Below are 23428 nucleotides of genomic sequence, written 5' to 3'. Positions count from 1 at the left end.
CCAGCATAGCTAACCAAATTGGCATTGACCGAAACTCGCAAGCATTTGTCACGTCGCGCCCATCTCCTCCAACGCCGCGAGCGCATTGACCAACCGCATTTGTTCAACTGTTTCGCACGGGGTCGCGACCAGCGCGGGCGAGGCAAAGATCAGGCTCAGGCCCTTGGCGCGGCTGATGGCGACGTTCAGGCGTTCGCGGGACAATAGGAAATCCAAACCGCGCGAGGTTTCTAAAGCCGAACTTGCTGTCATCGAGATCAGCGCGATCGGCGCTTCCTGGCCTTGGAACCGGTCCACCGTGCCCACCTTGATCCCGTCCAGCGCGTCTGCCAGCAGGTTAACCTGGGCGTTGTAGGGCGCGACCACGATGATGTCGCGGGCTGTGATGGGGCGTGTCGCGCCGTCTTTGTCGGTCCATGTGCCTGTGCACAGTCGCGCAATCATGTCACGGATCGCGGTCACCTCTTCGGGGCAATCCTGCGCGCGACCTTCGTGGGCCACCGGAACCAAAAACGCGCCTGCGTTGGGCAGCCCTTCGGAGGTGACCGCCTGACGCAACGTGTCCTCATACGCCTTGAGCGTGTCGCTATAAAACTGCCCCGAGATATAGTCCGTCACTGCAGGGTGCATGCGCCGTGTCGTGTCCAGATAGAGGCCGCGACCGGCAGGAACGACCACGTCATCGCCCATAATCCAGTCCAGACAGGACAGGTTTGCAGGATGCGGATGCGACCCTTGGATCACTTGGGGCAGCTGGCGCGGATCGCCCACCAGAACCAGATTGTTCGTTGCCTGCGTCATCGCCAGCGCATTAGCCAGACTGACCTGCCCCGCCTCGTCCACAAACAGATAGTCAAACGTATCGGCCAGCTCAGCGCGCGCAAACAGCCACGCGGTGCCACCCACCACCTGCGCCGAGCCGTGCAAAGCGTCGCCGGATTGTTTGGTCTGGATGATTTCCTGATACCCTTCGGGCAGCGGCCCCGCCCCGGTCTTGTCCTTGTGGGCGATGGTCACATCCTGCACCGTCAGGTCAATGTCGTCATCCTCCAGCGCATCAATGCAGCCCATCAGCACATTGCGGATCGCATCATGGCTGTTAGAGGTCACGCCCACCCGCTTGCCCTGCCGCACCAGCGACAGAATGGCTCGTGCGGTGACATAGGTTTTGCCCGTCCCCGGAGGGCCCTGCACCGGCAAGACAGTGCCATCCATCGCGCCAACGGCATCGATCAATTGCTGCACGGGCTCGCCTTCCCCCGTCAAAGGGGAAACGTCGGCAAACCGCGGCGTGTTGCGTAATAGCAGATCCTCAGCCGCCGTGTTGACCCCTGCACCGCATTGGTCGGCGATAACCGCGTGAATAGCCGAGGGGATGGGCTTCGGATTGATCGCAAAGTTTGGCAACAAATCCACATAGTCACGCAGCACATCGGCGTTCTTCTTACCAACCTTTAGGGTCACGGTGCGCGCCTTGCGATCCAGCTCCAGAATGCTCACGCCAACGACGCCCCCGTCGCCCAAGGCAACACTGGCGGTGCTACCGGCGCGCAGCTTGGTCTCTTGATAGGGGTATTTGTAAAGTCGCGCGAGCGACTGTTTCACAGTCGTTACGGGCGCTTGCGCCCGCAACCCGGCGATGCATTCCAGATCATCGCACAGGTCCTCGAACTGTTTTTCGGCCGCATCGAACACGGCCCAGGCGGCGGGTTTGCCTTCGCGATCATGAAACACACCGAGATCATACAACAGTTTCTGGCGGTCCTCGGGCAGGTCTGACCCCATTATCATCTCGTGCAGCGCGTCAACGTCTGCCTTTGCCTCCTCGACCTTTTCGGACGCCGCCTCGCCCAGGTCTTTCCACACAGCCTCCTCTGGGCGCATCCCCAACAGCCAATCGCGCAGCAATTCGGTCGAGACACAATCAACGCGGTTATACTCTTCGATCTCGTCCAAAATCGACTCATCACCGCTCTCACGCCACGCCTCATAGGCCACAACAGACCCGCCAGCGGTGGTTACTTCGCCGGTGCGCGGAATGTCGTAGAACGCCTCCATATCCTTGATGGAATAGCTCGTCTCAGAGGCCAGAATACCGCCCCGCACCACGGCATAGAGGTCAACAAAGCGACCCTCGCGCAGCCAGCGATCCAACTGCGCCTCGCCCACGCCATATTGCGTGGTCAGCCGTTTCAGCGCGGTAATCTCGTACGGGGCATAGTGATAGATGCGCGTCTGCGGATAGGTCGCAATCCGGGTCGAGAACAGCGAAAACAGCTGGATCAGAGACTGTTTTTCCGCCGCATGGTCATGCGCCCAAAGTGCTGTGAACCCGGCTCCATCCCACACCCCGTGCAGGTATTCCAGACCATCGGCTCCTCCCTCTCGGTAAAATGGATCGCCCTCGATGTCATAAAACAGGTCCCCCGCCTCGGGACGCGGCATCAGGTCAAACCCCTTGCCCTCGGCCTTTGGGCGCAGTTCAGCCACAGGCGGACCACCGGCCTTGCGCACGGTTTGCAGACGCGCCTGCACCACCAGCCTGTCTTGTGTCGCGCCGGCAATGCGCGGCACCTTGCGGTCAAGAGTGGCAAGCGCGGCCATGGTCAGAACCCCATCATCCTCAAACCGCTTCACTTGTGTGCGCGAGATACCGGCCACCTGAAACAGGCTGTCCTCGTCCAGCCAAATCTGCCCGCAATGTTCGCGCCAGCGGCACAGACCACAGGTTTTGCAAGGCACCGGTTTGGTATCTTCTGGTTCTGCAACAAACGCCTCAAGCCGTTTTCGCGCTGCACGGGCATAGGCGGCATATTCCGACAGGCGAAACGTAAACCTCTCGCCATTGCCCAGCTGCACATGGGCATGTTCCGGCATCACGCCCTGTACCTCGGCCAAGAGATCGGAGTACAGCACCAGCTGCAACACATGCCCCGGCGCCGGTTTGCGCTTTAGCTTGGTGTCCGTCACCTCATAGCTGAAATCCCCTAGGTTTGAGGGCACTTCCACACGCTCAAGGAAATCACTGTAGCCGCCCCACATGCCACCCTCGAGAGCGCCCTGAAACACCACTTCTGGGCCAGCCTGCATCGCGGCAAGCGTCGCAGAAACGGCCTGATCGAACGGCACGCCATCTGTCTCGACCTCGATGATACTGCGGCCCTGTTCATGCAGGTCCTGTAGAAAAGCCGCCTCGTGATCGTCGCCCTGTTGCTGCACCAGTTGCGCATCGGCGCTGTCCTCAACCGGATCAGACCCCCTGCCCTGCAAGCGCAACAGATCCAGCGCCGAGGCATGACCACAAGCCATGAACCGCATCAGGTCCGAAGCGGACAGGCGGATTGTTCCCTGATCGCGTTTCATGCGACCTTCTCAATTCGGGAAATCGACAGCGTTGTGCCACCCAACCTGCGAAACGCCCGCTGGCGGCACGAAAACACAATGATCTGGAGATCTTCGGACTGGCGGGTCAACGCATTGAACATCTGCTCGATCCGGTCATCATCGGTATAGACAATCGCGTCATCCAGCACGACCGGCGCTGGCCGGCCATCTTGCGCCAGAATGCGGGCAAAGGCCAAACGGACGAGCAGGGAAATCTGTTCCTGCGTGCCGCCGGACAGCCCCTCGAAATCCTCTTGCTGGCCGCGCCGTGTGATGGCGGTAATCAGCCCCGTATCGGCATCAATCTCGGGCTCGGCATCCGGCCAGATCATCCGCAAGAGCGGCACCAGTTCTTTATGAACCGCCGCGACATAGTTCTCTCGGGCGCTATCTTGCGCGGCTCTCAAGGCCGCTTGCAGGCGCTGATAGACCGCGATGTCGAACCGGATACGCGCCAACCGGCTTTGCGCATCCTCAAGCCGCTCACCAACAAGGGCCAGCTCTTCTTCGAGCGCAGCCGAGGAAATCACCGCAATCCGAGATCCCAAGGCGGCGCGTTCTTCGCGCAGCTGGTTGATCTGTTTCTCGGCCGCTTCAATCACCGACCGAGCTCGCGTGTCAGCCGCCCGTGCCGTCGCCAGATCAGGGGCGACCCCGCGCAACGCTTCCAGCTCGGTCTTGGCGGTCGCGATCTCGACCGTCGCGGCGTCGACGTCACTTTGCAGGGCTTGCAAGGACGCCTCTGCGTCCCCATACCCGATCAAAGGCTGATCGGCGCGCGTGGTGCGTTCTTTTGCGGTTTCAGCCAGTGCTTCGGCCCGCGACATGGTTTCTCGCAAGGTTTGCACTGTCGTGCGCGCGCCTTCGAGCGCAACCGCCGCCGCATCCCGTGCCTGCCGCGCCTCGGCCTCAGCGGCTTCGGCAGTTGCCACATCCGTCACGGTGCCTGTAATCTCGACCGGCTCTGGCAATCCCGCCAATTCCTCGCGCAGCACCTCAACCCCTTCGGGGGCAAATGCCTTTAGGTCGGCACGCGCCTCTTGCAGCTTTGCCTCGGCCACTTTGCGCGTTTCATAGGACGCCTGCGCAGCCGCCAGTGTGGCCACATCAGCGGCACCCAACGCCTTGGTCAGAGCCGCCCCGGCCTGAGCCACGCTGCCATCATCAACCCCTTCGGGAGGCGAGATCTCTAGCTGGCCGATCCCGTCCAGTTCCAGTGAAACGGCACCGGTCACCGCATGGCGCACCCCTTCTGTGACTGGGGTTCCATCCTGACGGACCTTGCCCGCGCCGGAATAAGTTACGCTGAACGCCGAGGCCGCGCTGTCACGGCTGCGCGTTGCAACCGCCAGATCTGTGGCCAGACGTTCCAACTGACGTAGCGTATGGGCGGACACCCCCTGCAACAGGTCGTTTTGCAGCGCCTTGATGGTCTTGGTTAACCCTTCTGCCTTCACGATACGGCCCGTCAGATCCTTGCGGCGGCTCTCGGTCGAGGCCGCCCGTTCCACCCGATGCGACAGACGCAAAACCTCGGCCGCCGCGTCGGCCTCTCTGGTCGCCTTGTCATGGTCAGTTTGCGCGGCATCCAGTTGCGCTTGCGCCTCTTCATGCTTTGCCCTGCCCTGCGCGGCATTCTCTGCAGCCTCGGTGGCTTCTTTGACGGCCAATGCCTTTTCGGCCAGTGCCCTTTGCAACGCCACTTTCTTGCTGTCGGCCTTGTCCGCCCGAGCCAAGAGCAGGCCCAGCTTGTCCTCGCCCGATTGTACTTTCTGGTCGTATTCTTCTGCTGCGCGCAAACCTGCAACGGCCTTTTCCAGTGCTTCTGCACGTACATCAAAGGCTTCGGGCGCCTCCAAATCCTCCAATTCTCGCCGTACCTGCCGGCGTCGATCCAGATCACCTTGCAACCTGCGCACATCGTCCTTCAACGTATCACGTCGCAGGATCAGCTCATCAACTTCGCCCTCGCACGCCTTGAGCGCACCACCCTGTGCGGACTTACCGGTCTTGGTCAGATGCAGGCCCAGAAACGCGGCACATTTCGCCAGCGCCGTTTCCATGCGTCGTCCACCGGTCATGGCCTCGACCTCGCCCGCAACCGAGGTCATGATGTCCCGCCGCGCCATTTGCTCCTCGCCGCCGCTCTCCAGTTCTACGACGCCCTGCCGGACCCACAACAGACCCGCCGGCCCCCCGTCAGACGGCGGCTTAAGCAACCCCGACAGCTGTTCTTCGGCCTCGGATTTTTGTGCAACAAGAACGCCATCGCGCCACAGTTTCGCATCCTTGCGGCTGGCGGAACCGGACCAGCGTTTCTCAAGACGCCAGCCCGCGCCTTCGGCCTCGAACTCGACCGAGACTTCGGGGTCTCCCCCCACCCGCGGCGTCAGCGCCTTGACTGTTTTGTCATTGGATCGGTGCGAGACAAAGAACACCGCATGAATGGCATCAAAAAAGGTCGACTTGCCGTGTTCATTCGGTGCGGCCAGCACATTCAGACCCGCCCCGAACCCACCGATCCGGACCGGCTCGATAAAGCGCCGCACGTTTTGCAAGGTGATTGCCGTGATTTTCATGGCTCAACCCTCCTTGACCAGTGACCAAAGACGGTTCAGCGCGGCCTGTGCCACACGCGCATCTTCGGCTGACAGGTCGGTGTTCTGTGTCTCGTTGTGAAGATCCTCGGCCGCCGCCCGCAACGCGCCACTCACAGCAATCAGATCCAGATCGCCAACTTCGTATTCGGTGGCCAGCTCTTCGTCCTGCAGGATCAGGCGGGCAAAATCCGGTTCCGCCTGCTGGAGTGCCTCGTCAAAGGCACCACGTTCGGCCATCCGCAGAAACCCGGTCGCGTGAAGCTGCACCAAAACGTCCCGTCGTACAGCCCGATCCGCAGGCAAAAGCCGTTCCAACTCGGCCCCAGCATCCATGCCGGGGTTCAACGGCAAATCGGCAAAGCGCCAGTCAAACCGGCCTGTTTCGACGCTTTCGACCTTTGGCGTGGCACCATTCCCGGCCAAGGTAACAACCAGACAGGCACCGCGCCCGTTATGCTTGAACCGATCCCTTTCGGGGCTGCCGCAATAGTAGGTGCGATCTCCGACAGGCAGATACCCATGCCAATCCCCCATCGCCAGATAATCCAACTGCGCGGTCTTTGCCCGATCCGGCGGGATCAGGGCCGAACTGTCAAAATCTTCGCCAAACGACACGACACCGCCATGGGCGAGGCCAATCCGCAAAGCGCCCTCGGGTGTGTCCGCATCGGCCATCCAGCCTGTTAGATCGACACCGGGAAACTGACGTGGCAAGGGCGCAGGCAACAGATAGACATCTGGTTCTATCTCGAGCGTCGCAGCCTCGCGCAAGACATGTACATTGTCACCGCTCTCACTGTCAAACGCGGCCCACAACTCTTCTCCCTGAAGCGAGTCATGGTTGCCCGGAATGATCCACCACTGCAAATCCTCTGACGCACTCATGGCGGTCGCCGCTTGTCGGCGCACCCCTTCTGAGGGGCCGGTGCTGTCAAACATGTCACCAGCCACAAGGACATGTCCGGCGTTATGCGCGCGCGCGACTTGGATCAGACGCGCCAGAACTTCGTGCCGTGCCTCGATCAACCGCCCCCGCAGCTCGTCTGGCATCTGCCCGAACCCTTTGCCCAAATGCAGGTCGGATGTGTGCACAAATGTAAATTCGGTCATGAAATCAATCCCTTCGTCCTAACAGAATCGCACCCGTTGGTGCCAACCCGACTCAATTTGCGCCCAAAGGGTGTCAAAACCTGTCGCAGTGTGGACCCTTTGCTTTCAGAAAACACTTGCGATGCGGAACAAAAGTGAAACATCATCAGGGAAGTGCGTCGAAATCGTCCCGGCGGGCCGCATGAACCATATCGGCCAGTTCCCTTGGTGCAATCACCTCTACGCAATCCCCCCATTGATAAAGATGCCAGGCCATTTCCAGCCATCCACTGGCGCGAAACCGCACCTCAAGCCCCCCATCCTCCAGCAGCCGTGTTTTCTGACCCGGGTGAAACTCCCAGGACTGGGCCCGCTCGACCGCCCCGACATCGAACCACCAGATCACATCGCGGTACTGGGCATCGTTGTGGTACGATCCAAACGCCCGGCTTGCGTGCTCTTCCAGACTGAACCCTTCGTCGCGACCAAACCATTCCTCAGTGACGCCGGCCTCTTCGATCCGGTCCAGCCGGAAATGGCGCAGCGTCTCGTCTTTGTTCGGTTGCCGCGCCACAAGATACCGCCGCGCCCCCAGCAGCACCCCATAAGGCTCCACCAACCTTTGGCTGCCATTGTAGCGGATCAACAACCGAAACGGCCCGCGCAGGGCCTCAGAGATCGCTGCAACCACCCCCGTTTCCACCCGCGCCACGGGGCCAGGCCGCGCCGCCATGCCATAGGCTTCCAGCAAGGCCTCGGCATCCGCTTCCGCGCGGCGCGCTTCGGCAGGTGTCAGCTTAGCCAGCAACCGTTCCCGCAGGGCTGACAATGCAGTTCTCTGCCGTTCATCCGCGGGGTCATCCAGCCGCGACAGCGCCACATCCAGCGCCTCCAGCTCATCCGCCCCGGTCAGCGCCATCGACGATAACGGGTTCGGCTTCATCGCCCAGCGACGGGTGCGATCGGGATCTTCGTGGACCTCTACCGACAGCGGGAATGCCTCGGCCAGGGCCTGCGTCATCCTCTGCGCTGTGCGCCGTGCAACCCCGAACTCTGCGGTGATCTCGTTCAGGCACACACCGCGGTGCCGCGCCGCTGCCATATCCGCCAGCCGCAACAGGTCTTTGGCCTTTTCGAATGACATCCCCTGCCTCCTGCCAAAGAATATTGCACCTGACGCCAAAAAGCGCCAGATTAAGTTATCAAAAACAAAAGGTCTTTTGAGAATGCTTGTTTATGACACCCTTAAAACCCGCCAGCGTGCCATCCGCGATCAGTTTCCCAGCGATTTCGGACTAAGGGTGCATCGTGCCATCAGCTGGCTGGGCCGCGCCGAACAAGAAACCGAAGATCTGGACGCGGCGTTCATATTCTACTGGGTAGCCTTTAACGCAGCTTATGCCGCTGAACAGGACAGCTTTGATCTGAACGAGCGCGAAGTTTTCCGCGACTATTTTCAGCGCCTGTCCGATTTCGATGCCAAAAACCACATCTACAACGCCGTCTGGACCAAGTTTACCGGCCCGATCCGCGTCTTTCTGGGAAACCAATACGTGTTCTCGCCCTTTTGGAAATATCACAACGGCGTGGCCGGATACGAAAACTGGCAAGACCGGTTTGACTCCGCCCAGGCGCGGTTCTCCCGCGCGGTGTCCGAAACGGACACGGTCACCATCCTGTCCATGCTGTTCGACCGGCTCTATGTGTTGCGAAATCAGACAATCCACGGTGGCGCCACCTGGAACAGCTCGGTCAACCGCGAACAATTGCGCGACGCAGTCGCAATCCTCTCTGATCTTGTGCCTGTGTTCATCGACCTGATGATGGACAACGCCCACGAAGATTGGGGCAAACCCTTCTATCCGGTGGTTGAGGGGTGACAGTGCGATCGGCTTTGACCGGATTAAGCAAGATTTTGGCAACGCCTCACAAGTATCGAGGCCTGCCCTAAGGTACGTCTGCGCGCAAAGATCAATTGCGCGGAAAAATCAAATGAAAATTGGAACTCGAAGAACTTTGAGGCTTGTGACTGCGGGAACGCTTTTGGCGTTGATGGCCGCTTGCGGTACCACCTACTCCGTCCCCAAGGCCGACCCGACTTTTTCAAGTCAGGCCAGTGCGATGTTCGCCGAAGAACAGAACCAGGCGACTCAACGCGCTGGCAATCGGCTTTCGGCAAGTGCCGCGGCTTCTCAGTTCAACCGGGTCGCTCGTAGAGTCGAACCCGTTGCCGAAGAGTTTTGTCGCAAGCTCACTGCTGATCGCGAGGGATTTAACTGCGACATCCAAATTCTGGTGGACACCGAAATGCCCAATCGAAACGCATTCCAGACCTACGACCGGGCTGGTAATCCGCTTGTAACCTTTACGTTGCCAATGATTGCAGACGCCCGCAATGAGCACGAATTGGCCTTTGTGATGGGCCACGAGGTTGGGCACCACCTGGCACAACACATCAAAAAGAAAGAACAGCAAGCTGCGGTTGGCGCAATCATCGCGGGGTCTTTGATGGCCTACGCTGCAGCATATGACACCAGCACACCACAACATTTGAAACAACAGGACATTAACAACGCCGTGATGCTCGGGGCCGCAGCAGGTGGTCACGTCTATAGCCAGACTTATGAACTGGAATCAGACGTTCTGGGAACCTACATCGCTATGTGGGCGGGCTATGATCCAGTTAAAGGTTCACTTTTCTTTGCCCGGCCTGAAAATCCAAAAGAGGCAAATGGTCAACTCAGTTTCTGGGGCACCCATCCCCCCGACGAAAAACGCATCGCGACAGTTTTGGCCACAGTCGCCGAAATCGAGAAGAAGAAAGGCCAGTAAAGTGAGAGCCCCCAAGTATATAAGGGGGGCTCCCAACTCAAACACGATGGACAGCATGAGCCTGATAAACTTCCTGCGTGGCGCGCGGGGCCAAATCGCCCCCGATGTGCCAGTAACCGAAAAACCTAGTTTGTTCGACAAAACATTCCGCTTTATCGCTCTGGATGTGGAAACGGCCAACAGTGACTCTTCCAGCATTTGCCAGATCGGGTTGGCCTGTGTGCCTGTACAGGGACCGGTCATGTCTTTGGGGACGTTGATTGATCCTGAAACCCATTTCGACAGCTTCAACGTGAACCTGCACGGCATCGACGCGGTCCGCGTTCAGGGGCAGCCCAACTTTGAATGGTTCCTCTCGGGTTTCCAGGAGCTTCTCTCGCGCCAGCCGCTTGTGCAGCACAGCGCCTTTGACAAGCGTGCGATCGAAAGCGCCTGTCATGCTTACGGCCTCTCGGTACCAGACCTGACCTGGCATGACAGCGTCACCATGGCGCGTCGCGCCTGGCCCGAGTTCAAAGGCAATGGCGGACATGGGCTGGCCAATCTCAAAGTCGAGCTGGGCCTCGAGTTCCAGCACCACGATGCCGAAGAAGACGCCCGTGCAGCGGCGCAAGTCGTGCTGCTGGCCGAGGAACGCACCGGCCTGACGCTTCAGGATCTGGCCGCCCCCAAGCGGAAGGCCTCGCGCAAATTTCTGGCCACCCCCTCCCTGGAAGGGCGTCAAGATGGCCCGCTGCATGGGCATGTCGCCTGCTTTACCGGATCCCTGTCCATGTCCCGCACAGACGCAGCCAAACTGGCCGCCGATGCGGGTGTCACCGTCCGAAACACCGTGTCTGGCAAAACAACTTTGTTGGTCGTTGGCGATCAGGATCTGACCCTTCTGAACGGCCACGACAAAAGCAGCAAACATCGCCGCGCTGAAGAGTTGTCATTGCAAGGACAAAAGATTGGGATAATCACCGAAAGCACATTCCTCGCGATGTTAAACTCATAGGCCACTCGCAAAGCCCTCCAATCGAAGAAACCCCAACCGTTCCACTTCTCGTCTTCGGGCCACACCTTAGACAAGGTTCAGCGGCATTGCCAAATTGCTCGCCAGTTTTGTTTCCGCTAGCCAGCGGCAATAAAAACTCCTACCGACATTCCGAGGTTCAAGGGCTTCCGTTTCCCGCGTAAGATCATTGCCAATGCCGTCTGGCAGAAAACCTAGGTGGTTGCGGTCACGGATGTTGTCGCCCAATGGCGGGAGAACCCGGAACATGTTATCTCATCACTCGCCGCGACGCGCGCTACATAGTTACTTTGTCATTGAATATGGAAAAGCTAGCCCGCCTTGGAAAGGTCTTGGCGGGCTTTGACTTAGATGTGACGCCCGCAAGCTGGTGCTTTTCTCTGTGCATGCGCACCTAGATCATGTTGTTGATGTCGATCAGAATGTCAGGGTTGCTTCCCTGCCCTTCCAGCTCCTCGCAGACTTGTTCCAAAACGAGGTGGTATCGGTTTTGCCGGACATCACGGGACAAATGAGCCATCAGTTTTCGTGTGGCGGCTAATAAGCGGTCGGCGATCGGGTCCCTGCCGACAACGAGGGCCCAAGGGTCGCGCAACCGCCAACGTATTAGCCCGACCAACAAGAAAGGGCCATAGATGTAGGCCGATGTGAACTCTCTCCCAACGGCCTCTAAAACTTTCGCCTCAGCGACTTCGGCAAGGAACTCAACCTCGTTGCGTTCAAGCAACATGGGCGCGGTGTCTGTGCGCGATAAGAGGAAAGATGCACAAGCGATCTGATCCTTTTTCCACCGTTTCATGGGCAATGCCAAAAGGTGTTCGAAGGCACGTCTCTGGTTTTCTGGGTCTCTGGCCGTCCTGCCGATCCCCTGCAACATAAGACCACGTGAACCGCCGGATTTAACAAAAAAATGCGCACCGGTTGCTGCCTCTGCACCATCCACAAGATGTGGAACAATCCATTCCGGGCACATGTGAAACAGCCAGGTCAGAAACCGCAAAGACTGGTTGTTTATAGTCCCTCTTCCTGCAAGGCGTTCGCGAATATCCTGTTCGGCGAGGCTGATCGCGTCGCCAAGCTGACATATGACGGACTGGGGTAACTCACCGGGAAATTCGCCATCGCTTGAAATAGGGAACTCTCCATTGGTTCGACTGGATAGCTTCGCGGTTAGCGCATGCCAGTTAGGTTTCATTTTGGAGAGTTCCTGCGTCAGTATGTCCGCCAAACCGGGTCTGTTATCTTGATTTAGCCATGTGCCCATGCCCACAGGTAAAACCAATCGTTTTGGCACGGTTGGCTTTTCAGGTTTCAGGCTTTCAATAAGCTCTTCCCAACCTTGATCCAGTTCAGTTGCTTTCTGCCAATCCACGATGAGCGGCCCAGAAAAGGCTTCAGAAACCAAAGTGAGCTGTGCACTGCCAGCCGCTGGTGTTTGCTGTAAGTGCAATTCGACAGGTGTATTGGCCACGGGGGATGTTGCCAGCGTGACTACAGCGCGGCGTGGCGTTGCATCGGTTTCTTTCTTGAGATGCACTTTGATTTCTTTCGTGCCGGCCAACAATCCTAGTTGGGCGGGCTGACTACTGCGATAGGGCTTTCCTGCAGGCAACAATGCGTTCGGCGGGATAAGGTCGTAGTTTTTGGCACCTTCTGTATCCTGAACGATGGTCGAAATCTGAGGCAGGAAGTCATAGTAAACCGGTTGGTTTTTGGACAGACGTTGCGCCGCTTTCAGGGCGCCATGGGCAATGGCCTGAGGTCTCAGACAATGGACATCACCACTGAATTGCGCTGCTAATTTCTGGGCTATTGAATCGCTTACCAAACCGACAGCCGGGGTTTGGAACAGAATAATCTGGCATCCTTTCAGATGCTCGACAAGGGCTTCGGGAATGGCAGCATCACGGAGCGCGAGCTTGTCCGGTGGTGAAACAACTTCCCAAGATCCATTCCACTGTCTGAGGGGCTCTGCGACAGACTTGTGACCCAACGCCAGTTTCCAAGGCAGCTGAGATGTTTCTATATGCTCGGTTTTGCGGGGAGTCGTGGATTGTTCTTTTAATACGTCATTGGCTTGCCGCAACAGCGTTTCCAGCCCAAAATCGCATTCATGGTGGCGACCGGGGAAGCGCCTCTCGGGCGCAAAGAGTTTTTCCTTGCGGAGCTGCAACTTCTGCGACGAGAAACCTTGCGACGTATGGATCACAACTCCAATATCTTTGATGTCTTCCCATGGCAGGTCGGGGCAATCGTCAAGAGCGGCCAAGACGGCAAGAACAGGTCGCCAGACCAGAAGCCGTCTACTGGGTCGAAGGGTTTGCAAACATTTGAAGAGTGCGTCCTGGTGATCTTCACCAAATGCAGGGATATCAGGGATCGAAAGGACGGCGGTTGCTCGGCGCGCCTCTCCCATTGCACTAAGGGCGCTGGAAATTTTGCCCAGATGGTCATTAGGGCTCTCTAACAATTGCAACAGGGGGGAGCGGCTTTCTTCTGCGCCAACATCTCCCCAACCCGCGCCTCTGCCATGTGGTGCGCGCAGCGCTTGCATGCCTCCGACGAACTTGTCGCCATTCGGGATTTCTCTGACCGTCACCACGACGCCACCAACGCCGCCGTGTATTGTCTGTTCCTGGCCTTCTATGGCTACCTGACCAGGCACCTGGAGCCAGTTTCGGGCTGAGTAATCGCTCCAGCCATTCAGATCATAGCCGACAAGACGTTTCATGCCTCGCCCCCTTGAATGCAAGTTTGCACAAAGCTTGCCAAAACCCTTTTGCCTTCTTTGAGTGTTTCCCCACGCGCATCCATTGATATGGCCAGGACGCGGCCACCACCAGAAATCGCCTCGCTGCTTTCTGCAACGCCATGTGCAGGTATCAAAATCAACCCTTCTCGTAAAATCTCCTGACCTGGCTGATTGCGGAGCATTTGAACCAATGTCGCGGCATTCGTTGCCTCGATTTCGGGGGACATTCTGTTGAAGGAATGCGGTGTCCAAACAGGTATGCGTCGCGGGATGGCGTCTGTTTTCAGATCAATGATACGGAGCCACAGATTGGCCCGCGCCGCAAATTGGAGCTTCGAAATCTTCTCGGGCCTCGCTTGAACTTCAACAATCCGGTCGCTTTCGCGCAGCCAAAACACGGCCAGCGGCCGGTCGTGGAGGAACCTTCGCCCTTGCATGGCCTCATCCATCCAGACCAGCGGTGCCTGCGAGATCAGTTTCGCCTCATCCAGGCCGAACAGGGCAAGTGTAACAGCGAGAATACAAAAGTCCGTCCAGCTCTCGGCTTGCCAAGCCCATAGCTCATCCTCTGCCTTATCCTGGCGCAGCAACCGATCCCACGCTTCATTGACCGCGCGATAGGCTCTGTCTTCCATCAGCACATAGTTTGCCGTGATGCCTGGCGGTGCGACCGATACACCCATTTCTTTCAGCTCGCGGATTAACCGTCGGCAAAGTCTGTAATAGTCCTCGACCAACCTAAAACGTTGGCTACTTTGCGCCTGTTTGTGTTCGCGGATCCATTGACGCGCAAAATGCGACGCTAACTTGAGATAGGCGTGGAAAACTCTGTTCTCGAGCGTGTCAAAATTTTCGTGACGGACAATAGCAAGAACGCGCTGGTCGGCCCCCGCCCGCTCGGCGGTGTTGCGGCCAGGTTGGCGCACCATCCACAGCATCGACGCGCGATCCATTTCCTGAACACGGTCCAGAGGCGTCAACTCTCGGTTGCGCCGCAGCACCCGGCGGATACGCTTTTCCAATTCCAGCAGATGCGGCTTGATATGGCCCGCTTGCCGCACGATTTCGGCCATGCGGGGATTACTTTCGTCTTCCGCGCGATCCCAAGCAGTTTGTAGTCTTTCCCACAGGTTTTCAGGATCATCAAGCGCGCCCTCCAGCTCTTCAATACGGGCAAGGACGCGATGCATCCGTCCCGAGACTTCGACCGCAATCGTTTCCTCGGGGGTTTTGGGTTCCAGTCCGATTTTTGGACGCGCCGGAAGACCCGAAATCTGGACAGGAAAGTCCGCACTGCCCTTTTTAGGATAGGGAAACAGCCGCAATTCCCGATTGCCGAGCGACAAAAGCCTAGTGTGCCTGCTTTTGCGGTCAGTTTGGGAAAACGAGTCGCCAAGAAGACAGTCTTCGGGGCCGAAAACGGCCTCCTCTACACCTTCCGAGCGAAGCGACCAGGGGCGCCTAACAAGGTTCATTACCTCGTGACTCCTCGCCAGACGAACTGCCCTGTATCCTCAGTCGCTGCCGCGGCAGAGCTGCGGATCGCTTCGGCAAGGACCGTATCGTTTAGGTCTCTTTGCACGTATTCCGAAAGTTGCTCGAAGGCGCCGTCCGAGGTGTCCATTTCGACGCCACGCAATTTGGGAAGAAGCCGCATCTCTACCTGATCGGCCAGAGCGGTCGGGATATTCAGACGCCCGCCATCTTGCGGGTAATTGGCGACATAGGCAATCATGGAACGGCCTAATCGGTGACCGAAGGGGCGACCAAGTTCTGTCATATGACCCACCATCTTTTCGACGTGAGCTTCTACCTGTCCCCGATCTGGTCCAAGCGCATCTGTGCTTTTCACCCATTGGCGCCATTGGCGGCGTGAGAGTGCTTTGGGATCTACTTGTGGCCCCTGCCCTACCCCTGCCTGGATTGTTTTCGGGGCAGCAAAGCGCATGACATTTGCACGGTCCACAACCTTGTCCGAAAGCGACTGGGTGCTTTCATCTTCGTTCATGGTGCCGGCAAACAGGACGTTGTAGCCGGGGAAAATGCGTGGTGTTGGATCGCCTTTTGGCATGGGAATGTCCAGCTCGAGTTCGGCATCTTTTCTCAGCTCTTCACGGTCGGATTGATCAATGCCGGGACGGCTTTCCAATCGGCTCAAGAAATCCGAGAAATAGTACTCGACACGAGCGAGGTTCATTTCATCCAAGAGAACCAGCATCATCCGGTCTTGCACATCCCGGCTCTCATCTGGGCCATTCCATTTGTCCAAATGGTACAGTCCCCGGGCGAGGTCGGTAGGCCTGAACTGCTTTTCGATGTAGTTGTAAAACCCCATCAGGTCTTGTGGGCTGTCCCAACGAGGCTGAACTGGTACCTGAAGGAAACCGATCCCCATGGCCTGTGCGTAACGGCGCGGTAGCTGACTTTTGCCGGTCCCAGAAATCCCGGCCAACACCGCCATTTGTGTCGTTTCATTCACTTTCATTGCGGTGTGAAAGGCGCGAATGACGCGGGAATGGTAATCCAACCCCAATGCATTCATGTGAACCGAAACGCGGTGAAGCGCATCAGTTTCCAGCTCGTTCGCTGCATGTTCAGGCCATTTCCTAACACCTTCAAGGACTGGTGGGAGCGACTTGAGTACCGCTAATGGGTCGTCTCCGCGCCCCCCGACGCCACCAGCCACATCCGCTTTGTCCTTCAGGGTTTCGATTTGCGTAAGAAGCTCGAGGCGCTGCGACTCGATTTTGGTCAACTCGGTGCGCTGGGATGCCAGATTGGCCGCTTCCTCTGTGTAGTCAGCTTTGATGTCCTCTAGTCGCCCTTGCGCCGTGCGTGCACCTTCTTCGGCCTCTTGGCGACGATTGCGGACGCTTTCGATTTCGCCTTCTAAACGGGCGCTGTCGCGTTCAAACCGCTCGATACTTTGTCGTAGTTCACTTTCGCGGGCTTGCAGAGTTTGCAAGTCGGACAGCTCGCCTCGCAGCTCGGCAACGGATTGCTCAAGCTGTGAATAGTCTGCTTCCAGATCAGCGATTTGCGCAACAAGTCTTTCGGCCTTTTGCAACCGAGCCTCAACCTGCTCCAGTTCCAACGCCTTCGCACTCAAATCACGTGTTGCACCGGCCAAAGCTGTGTGCGCCTCGTCTGTTTCCTGACGCAGAGCCAGAATTTCTTGGCGGCGGTCTTCGAGTTGCTGCCATTCTCCCAGCACCTCATTTTTCTGTCGGATAAGGGCATCAACTTCCGCTTGGACATCTGCGAGGTTCCCAATCGCATCGCGGCGCTTTTGCAGCTCGGCCTCTAGATCATCCAGCGTTGTGTACTTGCCGCGGATTTGGGCATCTATTTCACCTAGTGTCGCGAGCGGCGGCTTCAGCGTGTTTGCATGGTCGGCCCTGGCTGCAACGATCACCATAATGATCACCAATGCTAGCAGGACAAAGCCCGAGATAAGAACAGTTAGTAGTAGAGATCCCATCATTCATCTCCTTCAGGCTTGGCCGTATCCGGAACTTCTTCTCGTGAATCGCTATCTGGTTTGGCAACGGTCTCTTGCAGCGCTGCCTTCTCATTCTCCAAAACGCGGATTTCCCCTTCAAGAGACAGGCGACGGGCTTCTTGAGCGGCTTCCAGTTCTGTGATCCGGGATTTCAAGTCCACCTCTTTTTCCTCCAGAGACCGCAGGCGATCTTTCAAACCGTCAACCTTGCCTTCGACATCGGCGAGAGTCGTCGCTGCTTCACTGATTTCTTGGTCAAGCACACCCTTCCGCCCAGACAAGTTTGCAATGTCTGTTTTCAAGGTGACCTGCTCTTGCTGTAACGCCTCAAGGTTTGCCTTTTCGAGTCGCAGCTTTTCGACTTCGGTCTGGAGAGTGATTTTTGTTGATCTCAAGTCATCAACCTCGTCCGAAACAGTACCTGCTTGCTGGCGCAATGCGGTCAGGCGTGTCCGTTCAGCCTCAGTCTTCGCAATTTGAGAAACCAGCGAGGATTCAGCTGACTTTAAAGCGATTGCAACGGTTTCCAACTCGGCCTGCTTTTGGGTCAGGTTCGTTTCCACCTCCCCCAGTTCGGTAACCTTGGGCAGAAGGTTCGCAGCCTTTTCTTGCAATCCGGCAAGCCGTGCTTCTTCGGAGATCCGGTCGCTGCGCTTTCGCTCCAGCAGCGCCCGTTCAGAAACTAGATCTGCTTTGACTGCCGCCAAATCTTTTGCGAGCTGCTCCAGTGATTGAGCTTTTCCCAGGATGTCAGTCGTAACGGAGCTGAGTTCTTCAACCGCTTTGGCGTGCTCGGATTCAACGGCAGACAGGGTTTGACGTAGGGCCGCAAGCTTCGCGTTCTCTGTAGCAACGTTGGCCTGTTCGTCCTGAAGGTCATCTCGATAAGAGCTTATCTGGGCTTCCAACTCGCCTAGCCGCCCATCCTTTTCTCGCAACTCTTGAAGAGTGCTGTTGAGCTGCGCTTCTGCGTCAGTGTTGCTCTCGACAAATCGTTTCAGACGCGCTTCTTCGCTTCTCAGAGCGTCAACTTGTTCGTCGAGGTTCTCTCTATCTTTTTCCAAACCAGCAAGGCGAGCCGCCTCGGCGCTGGCCTCATTTCGTTTCGTTTCCAGCTCATTGCGTGCAGAGCTGATCCGGGCACTCAGAGAGGAAAGATCCTTTTCGGCTTGCGTGACACGACGTTCCGCCTCATCTGCCAAAGCGTCTTTTTCGGAAGCTTCCTTTGAGATCTGATTCAGAAGCTTTTTCTTCGCGTCGTGTTCTGCTTTTGCCGCGGCAGTCTCGTCTAGGGCTTCATCCCGGTCTCGCTTCTTCGCTTGCAAGTCATCAACTTCATCTTGCAGCTGGTCGCGCGCGTTTCTGGCTTCTCTCGCAGCGTCTTTCGCGTTGTCAGCGTCGCGCTGAAGGCTCGCTATTTCTGCAGCCAACCGGTCTTTCTTGGTGACCAGGTCATCTTGTTCGGCGCGCGCTATTTCCAATGCTGACGCGACGGACTCTGTCTCCATCAGTTTCCGGTCGGCTTCGGTGATGTCGCCGGTCATGGCCTTAAGAGTTGTTTCGGCAGAAGTGACACCCTCTTGAAGTGTTGCAAGCTGCCGCTGCAAGACCCGTGCTTTTGCCAGATCATCCTCAAGCCCGGATTTATCGGTCTCGAGCTTTTGAATTTTAGCCAAGAGCTCGGCGTGTTGCTCTTGCCGGTTATCAATCTCGCGCAAGATCCGCTCTTTGTTACCGCGAATCTCTCCATATTCTGTTTCAAGCAGGTTCACTTTCAACAGCAGGAAACCGAACACTGCCACAGCGCCTATCGAGGCTGTAACCGCCAGCCATGTAAACGTACGCGATTTGCGCCATTCTTGGGGTATCGGCATCTGATTAGCCGAGTTGTCGTTCGACGAGGTCAAGGCATCCCTCCATATCCTGCATTAATTCATCCACCCAGAAACGCTGAACTTTCCAGCCCAGTGAACGCATCTGGTGATCACGCCAGTGATCGTCCAATTTTCGATTGCCGTCGGCATCCTGGTGCCAGTGGCGTCCATCGACTTCGAGGTCCAGCTTGATGCCGCCTTCGCCAAACAGGGCAAAGTCCAACCGCCGGCCCGCGATGTCGTATTGTGGTTTTGGGTCCAATCCGCGCTCTTTCAGTTTATGAAAGACGACCCGTTCAATATCGCTGTCAAAAACGCCTTCACCGACGGAAACTACGCGCGGCTCTGTTGCGCGTGCGGCGAGGCTTTGAAGCTGTTTGATTTGGCCGGATCTGGCATAGTTGAGATCGCCAAACACATGTGCGATCGCTCTTGCGCGGCTGATTGCGACGTTCAGGCGGCGCCAGTCACGTTGCAGAAAGGTTGTTGCGGTTGATCTGATCTTGCTGTGCACCGTTGGTGAGAACAGGATGAGATCGCGTTCTTGTCCCTGAAAACCGTCGACCGTGCCAACACGTAGTTCAGCTTTTTGCCAAAGTTCGGTCGGAATTGTCGCTTTGAGAGATTTTTGCAGTTCTTGGACTTGTGCGCGGAATGGGGCGATCACACCGATGGAGCCGTTGTAACCCTTGCTGAGCAGCAGATCTTTGACTTCAGCGGTGACGGCCTGCACTTCCGCCGAGTTGATGTTCTGGGTTCCATGGGATGGCACTGCAGGAGCGGGCACATCGGCCCAGGCGAGACCAGATTTGCGCCCCGTTGGCAGCTTCATGCAATCCATGTTGGCCGAAACTCTTAGTTTTCCGCCATAAAACAAATCGTTGATGTACCCAACAATTCCTTCTGCCGATCTGTACTGATCCCGCAACATGACTGCGGGAACGTCAGGCGTGCTGCGTGCAAGATCGAACAGGCTTTTGCGCCCCTGCGAAAACCGGCCCGTGCCTCGGCTGGGCAGGCCGTTGGCGGCCATCAGGTTGCGATCTTGTTTGACACCTATCTGCGAGATAAAGGCAAGCTGCCGGTCATCACCGACGATCACGGCCCTTTTCGCGCGTGCAAGAAGAGGCAAAGCTGAGGCTATATCGCATTGGCTGGCTTCGTCAAAAATCACTAAATCGTACAGACCTTCATACAAAGGGATACGCTTTGGCGTTCCTAGAACGGAGGCGAGCCAGAGAGGGCGGTGATAGAGAACCATTTCAGCGATGCTGCGAGACATGGCCGAGCTGCCGTGCAGCTCCAAATCGTCGTTCTCTCTAGAAAGATTGAGCCGTTGTTCCTCGCTCAGCGAAGATCGTTCCCCGAGGTGTTGTCGCAACACAGATTGTGCCAAGGCTTCAATTTCATTGGTTAGGGCAACTGGGTCTTCGGGATCTCCCAATTCAGTCGCTTTGGTTCGTATGTTTTCAACGGATTGGGTCAGGTCTTTGAGGGACGCCGTTTTCAATGAGGCTTCAGCAGCTGGCAACGTTTTTTTGCGTCTTGAAAACAGCCATGCCCAAATCCGCCTTAGTAGGCCCGCTTTCACAGTGGAGTCCGTGGGATCAGTTACAGAAGGCACGCCATCCCCACGCAAAAGAATTGTTTCGTTCAACTTCGCAAGCTGAACCTGCAGGCGCCTCTGTTCTTCTACTTTTTCAAGCGCGGATAGTCGTCGCTCCGCCAAAGCAGATAGCTGCATTACAAGCAAAGCATCAGCTGCAGCCCCTGCCGAGCCGGGGTCATTCACTAAGTCCGAAACCGCTTGTTTCAAACTCTGGTCAATGTCGTTCTTTGGATCCAGAGTCCGCACGGCAAATGGAACCTTCGGAGCAATGGCCGCGAGGCGTTCTTCGACTGCGTCCAGTGCCTGATGGTTTTTCGATGCAACAACAACCGAACCGCCCTGCAGCATAGTTGTCGCCGCGATAGCAACGATTGCTTGGCTTTTTCCTGTTCCGGGTGGACCAGTCACAACGGAAAGCGGGTGTGACGTAGAGTTGGCGACCGCGCGGATCTGTTCATGGTTCAGCGGGCCGACATTAACCGGTGGTGTCTCGGGCATTTCACCCTCATGGGCGAGGCCAATCAGGGGGCCAAGAGCTGTCCGCGAGATCTTTTCCCGATCCCAACTTGAGATTTCGTCCAGATTTCGCACAGCGCCAGCAGTGAAGGGGCTTTCCGTAGGTAAAAACAGCCCCAAAGCGTCAAAAATACCTTCGTCCATTGGGTCAACTTGCGTGGCAAAATTGCGGCCGGTGATATGCCCTCTGATGGATTTTGCGGAGGCTTCGCGCAAACGTGCAAGAAAGTCACTTCGCTCGAGGCCTGCGCCGCCCTGCCCTGCGAACACTTTGGCTAGGTTGGTCGCAGACCAAGCTGTCCCAGCCGTTGCTGATTTGACCCAGTCCGGGTTCACCATCACGTCGTCTGCTTCGATGTCTATTATCAGATCGTCATCGTTGCGGCTCCAGGTTGCGGCGACCAGGCCAACGGGTCTGATAGCCGGCGCGCCAGACTTTTTTCCGATTGCAATTGGCCACCCAACGGCCAAGGCTGGATCATTGGCTTCACGGCGGGTGAGAGCCTCTCTGAAGCTGTCGGGCAAATGGTCGAGCTTAACGCGGATGATGCCTATATGATCTGTCTCAGGAAACGGATCGCCTACGCCGCTCAACAGTTGGTAGGCTGTCCCATGTCGGTCTTCGGCTTGGGTTAGGGAGCCGCGCGGATCGCTTTGCAGTGCGGCCCGATAATATTTCAAAAGTGCATTGGGATCGATCTTGCCTTCAAAATCGTCTACGCCGGGGGTCAGTATTGCCTCATCACGCTCGGTCAAAAAATGCGCGGGACATGCAACTAAGATGTCTGTGTCTGGCTGGGCATCGGTGCCTGTTGAGCTGGGTTCCTGATGTGCAGGTTTGGCAGTGGTTCTGCTTGCTGCACGCCATTTATTATCGTGCCCGAGCTGCACCAGACCTTGTTTTTGCAATGCTAAGAGTTCGGCGAGGATTTCTTCCCGCTTGGCAGCCGTAAAGTTGACGTCCAACAGAGCATAAAGCTCATTGCCGGTTCGCCCTCTGGGAAATGCTTCGATTGTTTTTAGTACTGCGCTCAAAAAACTCTTCCTCTAGCCTATCAGCTAGAGGCTATTGATCTCTGTTGATTGTGTTTACGTGACGAACACTTTCGAAAAGGCGCCAGTGGTTAACGAAGCGACCAGTCCCCTGGCGAATTGGTCGCAATTGTAGCGACAATAGTGATGACCGACAAGATTTGGTTGATGTAGATCAAAGAATGCACGCAATGCGTGTTGGTGTTGTTTTAGGTGCCCCCAGATTTGTAGACGCTTCGACCCCTAATTTTGAGGCAAGGAGGTCGATATGGAAACAAGCCAACTACGACGATGCGATCTTCGACGCTGTCGCGATGCCTCCACTTGTAGACGTTCTGCTCGATCTCGCCAAACTTCTCCGCCAGGGACGACGCTGGCTCGTCACTCGCCTGGATGGACGCCCGAACCTCCGGAGTCGTTGTCGCTTGTTTGTGAAGATGGACCGGCATGTCTTGCCCCCGTCCCGAACGTCCCTTAGAACCGATCTGGCCATGAAGAGGGCCTATCTCCGAGGAGAGATATGATCACCTGGGGTGGAACACCTAACGGCATGGCGACAAATTGCCGAATGATACCCCGTTCAACCGTGTGTGCAGGCTAGCCCATCCCTGTAGTCCTCTGCGTGGCGCACGGGGAAAGCGACCCAAGCCCGGTGGCAATCCATAGTTTTCCTCCGTATCCGGGATGCGCAATGTGCGTCGGAAGTTTATCGAGAATTTCGCGTCGTCCCCCAAGTCTGGGAAGCGGAAAATCATATCGTCGTTTTCAAGAGTAAGCATGTGGTCTCCTTCAGCTTACCAATTGCCGTCTTTGAATTCTCGAACAATTCGTATCACTGCCTCGTCGGGCATGTCGCGAAGCTGCCGGATCATGTCTGCAAACAGTTTCGGGCGCGCGACAATTGCGGCCCGAAGATCTGCCGAAACCTTACCCGCAAGCGCAAGCAGGACATCGGGATCCTCTCCGAGATCAGACGCCAGTTTGACCAGCGTCTCTTCCCCCGGCGGACCGACTTCTCCACGCTCTACCCTTGAAAGGTAGGCTGGAGTCACATCGGCTGCGCCAAGGCGCTTTCCGTGACAGGAAATGAAACTAGATTGGCCTAGATTCAATTGAAAACTAAACCACTACCGGCTGACGCCGGTAGGTTTCCTTTTGGAATGCAGTTCCAAATACTGAAGTATGACATCGTCGGTGACATTTCCTGAGGTGGTCGAGAAATA

General features: G+C 56.9%; 13 protein-coding genes and 1 pseudogene. 3 read left to right on the top strand and 11 right to left on the bottom strand.

From position 1 onward, the window contains the following. Nucleotides 1-48: 48 nt before the first annotated feature. The 4 genes from CLV88_RS21275 to CLV88_RS21260 all read right to left on the bottom strand — a co-directional run bounded on the left by CLV88_RS21275 (nt 49) and on the right by CLV88_RS21260 (nt 8217). On the bottom strand, nt 49-3363 hold the full coding sequence (locus CLV88_RS21275; RefSeq protein ID WP_106610424.1) for a TM0106 family RecB-like putative nuclease: 3315 nt from the start codon (nt 3361-3363) through the stop codon (nt 49-51). After that, on the bottom strand, nt 3360-5963 hold the full coding sequence (locus CLV88_RS21270; RefSeq protein ID WP_106610423.1) for an AAA family ATPase: 2604 nt from the start codon (nt 5961-5963) through the stop codon (nt 3360-3362). The genes CLV88_RS21275 and CLV88_RS21270 overlap by 4 nt, the downstream gene beginning before the upstream one ends. A 3-nt stretch (nt 5964-5966) precedes the next feature. After that, nucleotides 5967-7094: a metallophosphoesterase family protein gene (locus tag CLV88_RS21265; RefSeq protein WP_106610422.1), complete on the bottom strand. Its 1128-nt coding sequence runs from the start codon at nt 7092-7094 to the stop codon at nt 5967-5969. A 145-nt stretch (nt 7095-7239) separates the two neighbouring features. Then, the gene (locus CLV88_RS21260) at nt 7240-8217 is read right to left on the bottom strand and encodes a helix-turn-helix transcriptional regulator (RefSeq protein ID WP_106610421.1); all 978 of its coding nucleotides are present in this window, start codon (nt 8215-8217) and stop codon (nt 7240-7242) included. An 82-nt stretch (nt 8218-8299) separates the two neighbouring features. Here CLV88_RS21260 and CLV88_RS21255 point away from each other — a divergent pair, with 82 nt between their 5' ends. The 3 genes from CLV88_RS21255 (at nt 8300) to CLV88_RS21245 (ending at nt 10902) form a co-directional block, all read left to right on the top strand. Next, entirely contained in the window at nt 8300-8953 is a 654-nt protein-coding gene (locus CLV88_RS21255) for a HEPN domain-containing protein (RefSeq protein ID WP_165798972.1), read from the top strand. A gap of 112 nt (nt 8954-9065) precedes the next feature. Further along, a complete protein-coding gene (locus CLV88_RS21250) occupies nt 9066-9905 on the top strand; it encodes a M48 family metalloprotease (protein WP_106610420.1) in 840 nt (279 codons plus the stop codon). Nucleotides 9906-9960: 55 nt separating this feature from the next. After that, on the top strand, nt 9961-10902 hold the full coding sequence (locus tag CLV88_RS21245) for an exonuclease domain-containing protein (protein ID WP_106610452.1): 942 nt from the start codon (nt 9961-9963) through the stop codon (nt 10900-10902). A gap of 412 nt (nt 10903-11314) precedes the next feature. Here CLV88_RS21245 and CLV88_RS21235 read toward each other — a convergent pair whose 3' ends face one another. From CLV88_RS21235 to CLV88_RS23485, 7 genes and pseudogenes are all read right to left on the bottom strand, one after another. Next, nucleotides 11315-13651, bottom strand: coding sequence for a hypothetical protein (locus CLV88_RS21235; RefSeq protein ID WP_106610418.1), 2337 nt, complete (start codon nt 13649-13651; stop codon nt 11315-11317). Further along, a complete protein-coding gene (locus CLV88_RS21230; RefSeq protein WP_106610417.1) occupies nt 13648-15147 on the bottom strand; it encodes a hypothetical protein in 1500 nt (499 codons plus the stop codon). Before CLV88_RS21230 ends, CLV88_RS21235 begins: the two co-directional genes overlap by 4 nt. Beyond that, complete coding sequence (locus tag CLV88_RS21225; protein WP_243403754.1) at nt 15147-17153, bottom strand: McrB family protein; 2007 nt, start codon at nt 17151-17153, stop codon at nt 15147-15149. The genes CLV88_RS21230 and CLV88_RS21225 overlap by 1 nt, the downstream gene beginning before the upstream one ends. Further along, nucleotides 17153-19081: a coiled-coil domain-containing protein gene (locus CLV88_RS21220; protein ID WP_106610415.1), complete on the bottom strand. Its 1929-nt coding sequence runs from the start codon at nt 19079-19081 to the stop codon at nt 17153-17155. Before CLV88_RS21220 ends, CLV88_RS21225 begins: the two co-directional genes overlap by 1 nt. After that, nucleotides 19053-22208, bottom strand: coding sequence for an AAA domain-containing protein (locus CLV88_RS21215; RefSeq protein WP_106610414.1), 3156 nt, complete (start codon nt 22206-22208; stop codon nt 19053-19055). The genes CLV88_RS21220 and CLV88_RS21215 overlap by 29 nt, the downstream gene beginning before the upstream one ends. Nucleotides 22209-22999: 791 nt before the next feature. Further along, the gene (locus CLV88_RS21205; RefSeq protein WP_207797120.1) at nt 23000-23257 is read right to left on the bottom strand and encodes a helix-turn-helix domain-containing protein; all 258 of its coding nucleotides are present in this window, start codon (nt 23255-23257) and stop codon (nt 23000-23002) included. A 75-nt stretch (nt 23258-23332) separates the two neighbouring features. After that, a pseudogene (locus CLV88_RS23485) lies at nt 23333-23428 on the bottom strand (IS200/IS605 family transposase); the annotation flags it as partial.

It is taken from the genome of Shimia abyssi (assembly GCF_003014475.1).
GTDB lineage: Bacteria > Pseudomonadota > Alphaproteobacteria > Rhodobacterales > Rhodobacteraceae > Shimia > Shimia abyssi.
The sequence above is the reverse complement of the archived record's forward strand: the minus strand, read 5'-3'. Positions and strand labels throughout refer to the sequence as shown.

Excerpts from the sequence above, each read along its gene's own strand:
- CLV88_RS21275 (WP_106610424.1), bottom strand. The coding sequence starts at position 3,363 with ATGAAACGCGATCAGGGAACAATCCGCCTGTCCGCTTCGGACCTGATG.
- CLV88_RS21270 (WP_106610423.1), bottom strand. The coding sequence starts at position 5,963 with ATGAAAATCACGGCAATCACCTTGCAAAACGTGCGGCGCTTTATCGAG.
- CLV88_RS21265 (WP_106610422.1), bottom strand. The coding sequence starts at position 7,094 with ATGACCGAATTTACATTTGTGCACACATCCGACCTGCATTTGGGCAAA.
- CLV88_RS21260 (WP_106610421.1), bottom strand. The coding sequence starts at position 8,217 with ATGTCATTCGAAAAGGCCAAAGACCTGTTGCGGCTGGCGGATATGGCA.
- CLV88_RS21255 (WP_165798972.1), top strand. The coding sequence starts at position 8,300 with ATGCTTGTTTATGACACCCTTAAAACCCGCCAGCGTGCCATCCGCGAT.
- CLV88_RS21250 (WP_106610420.1), top strand. The coding sequence starts at position 9,066 with ATGAAAATTGGAACTCGAAGAACTTTGAGGCTTGTGACTGCGGGAACG.
- CLV88_RS21245 (WP_106610452.1), top strand. The coding sequence starts at position 9,961 with ATGAGCCTGATAAACTTCCTGCGTGGCGCGCGGGGCCAAATCGCCCCC.
- CLV88_RS21235 (WP_106610418.1), bottom strand. The coding sequence starts at position 13,651 with ATGAAACGTCTTGTCGGCTATGATCTGAATGGCTGGAGCGATTACTCA.
- CLV88_RS21230 (WP_106610417.1), bottom strand. The coding sequence starts at position 15,147 with ATGAACCTTGTTAGGCGCCCCTGGTCGCTTCGCTCGGAAGGTGTAGAG.
- CLV88_RS21225 (WP_243403754.1), bottom strand. The coding sequence starts at position 17,153 with ATGGGATCTCTACTACTAACTGTTCTTATCTCGGGCTTTGTCCTGCTA.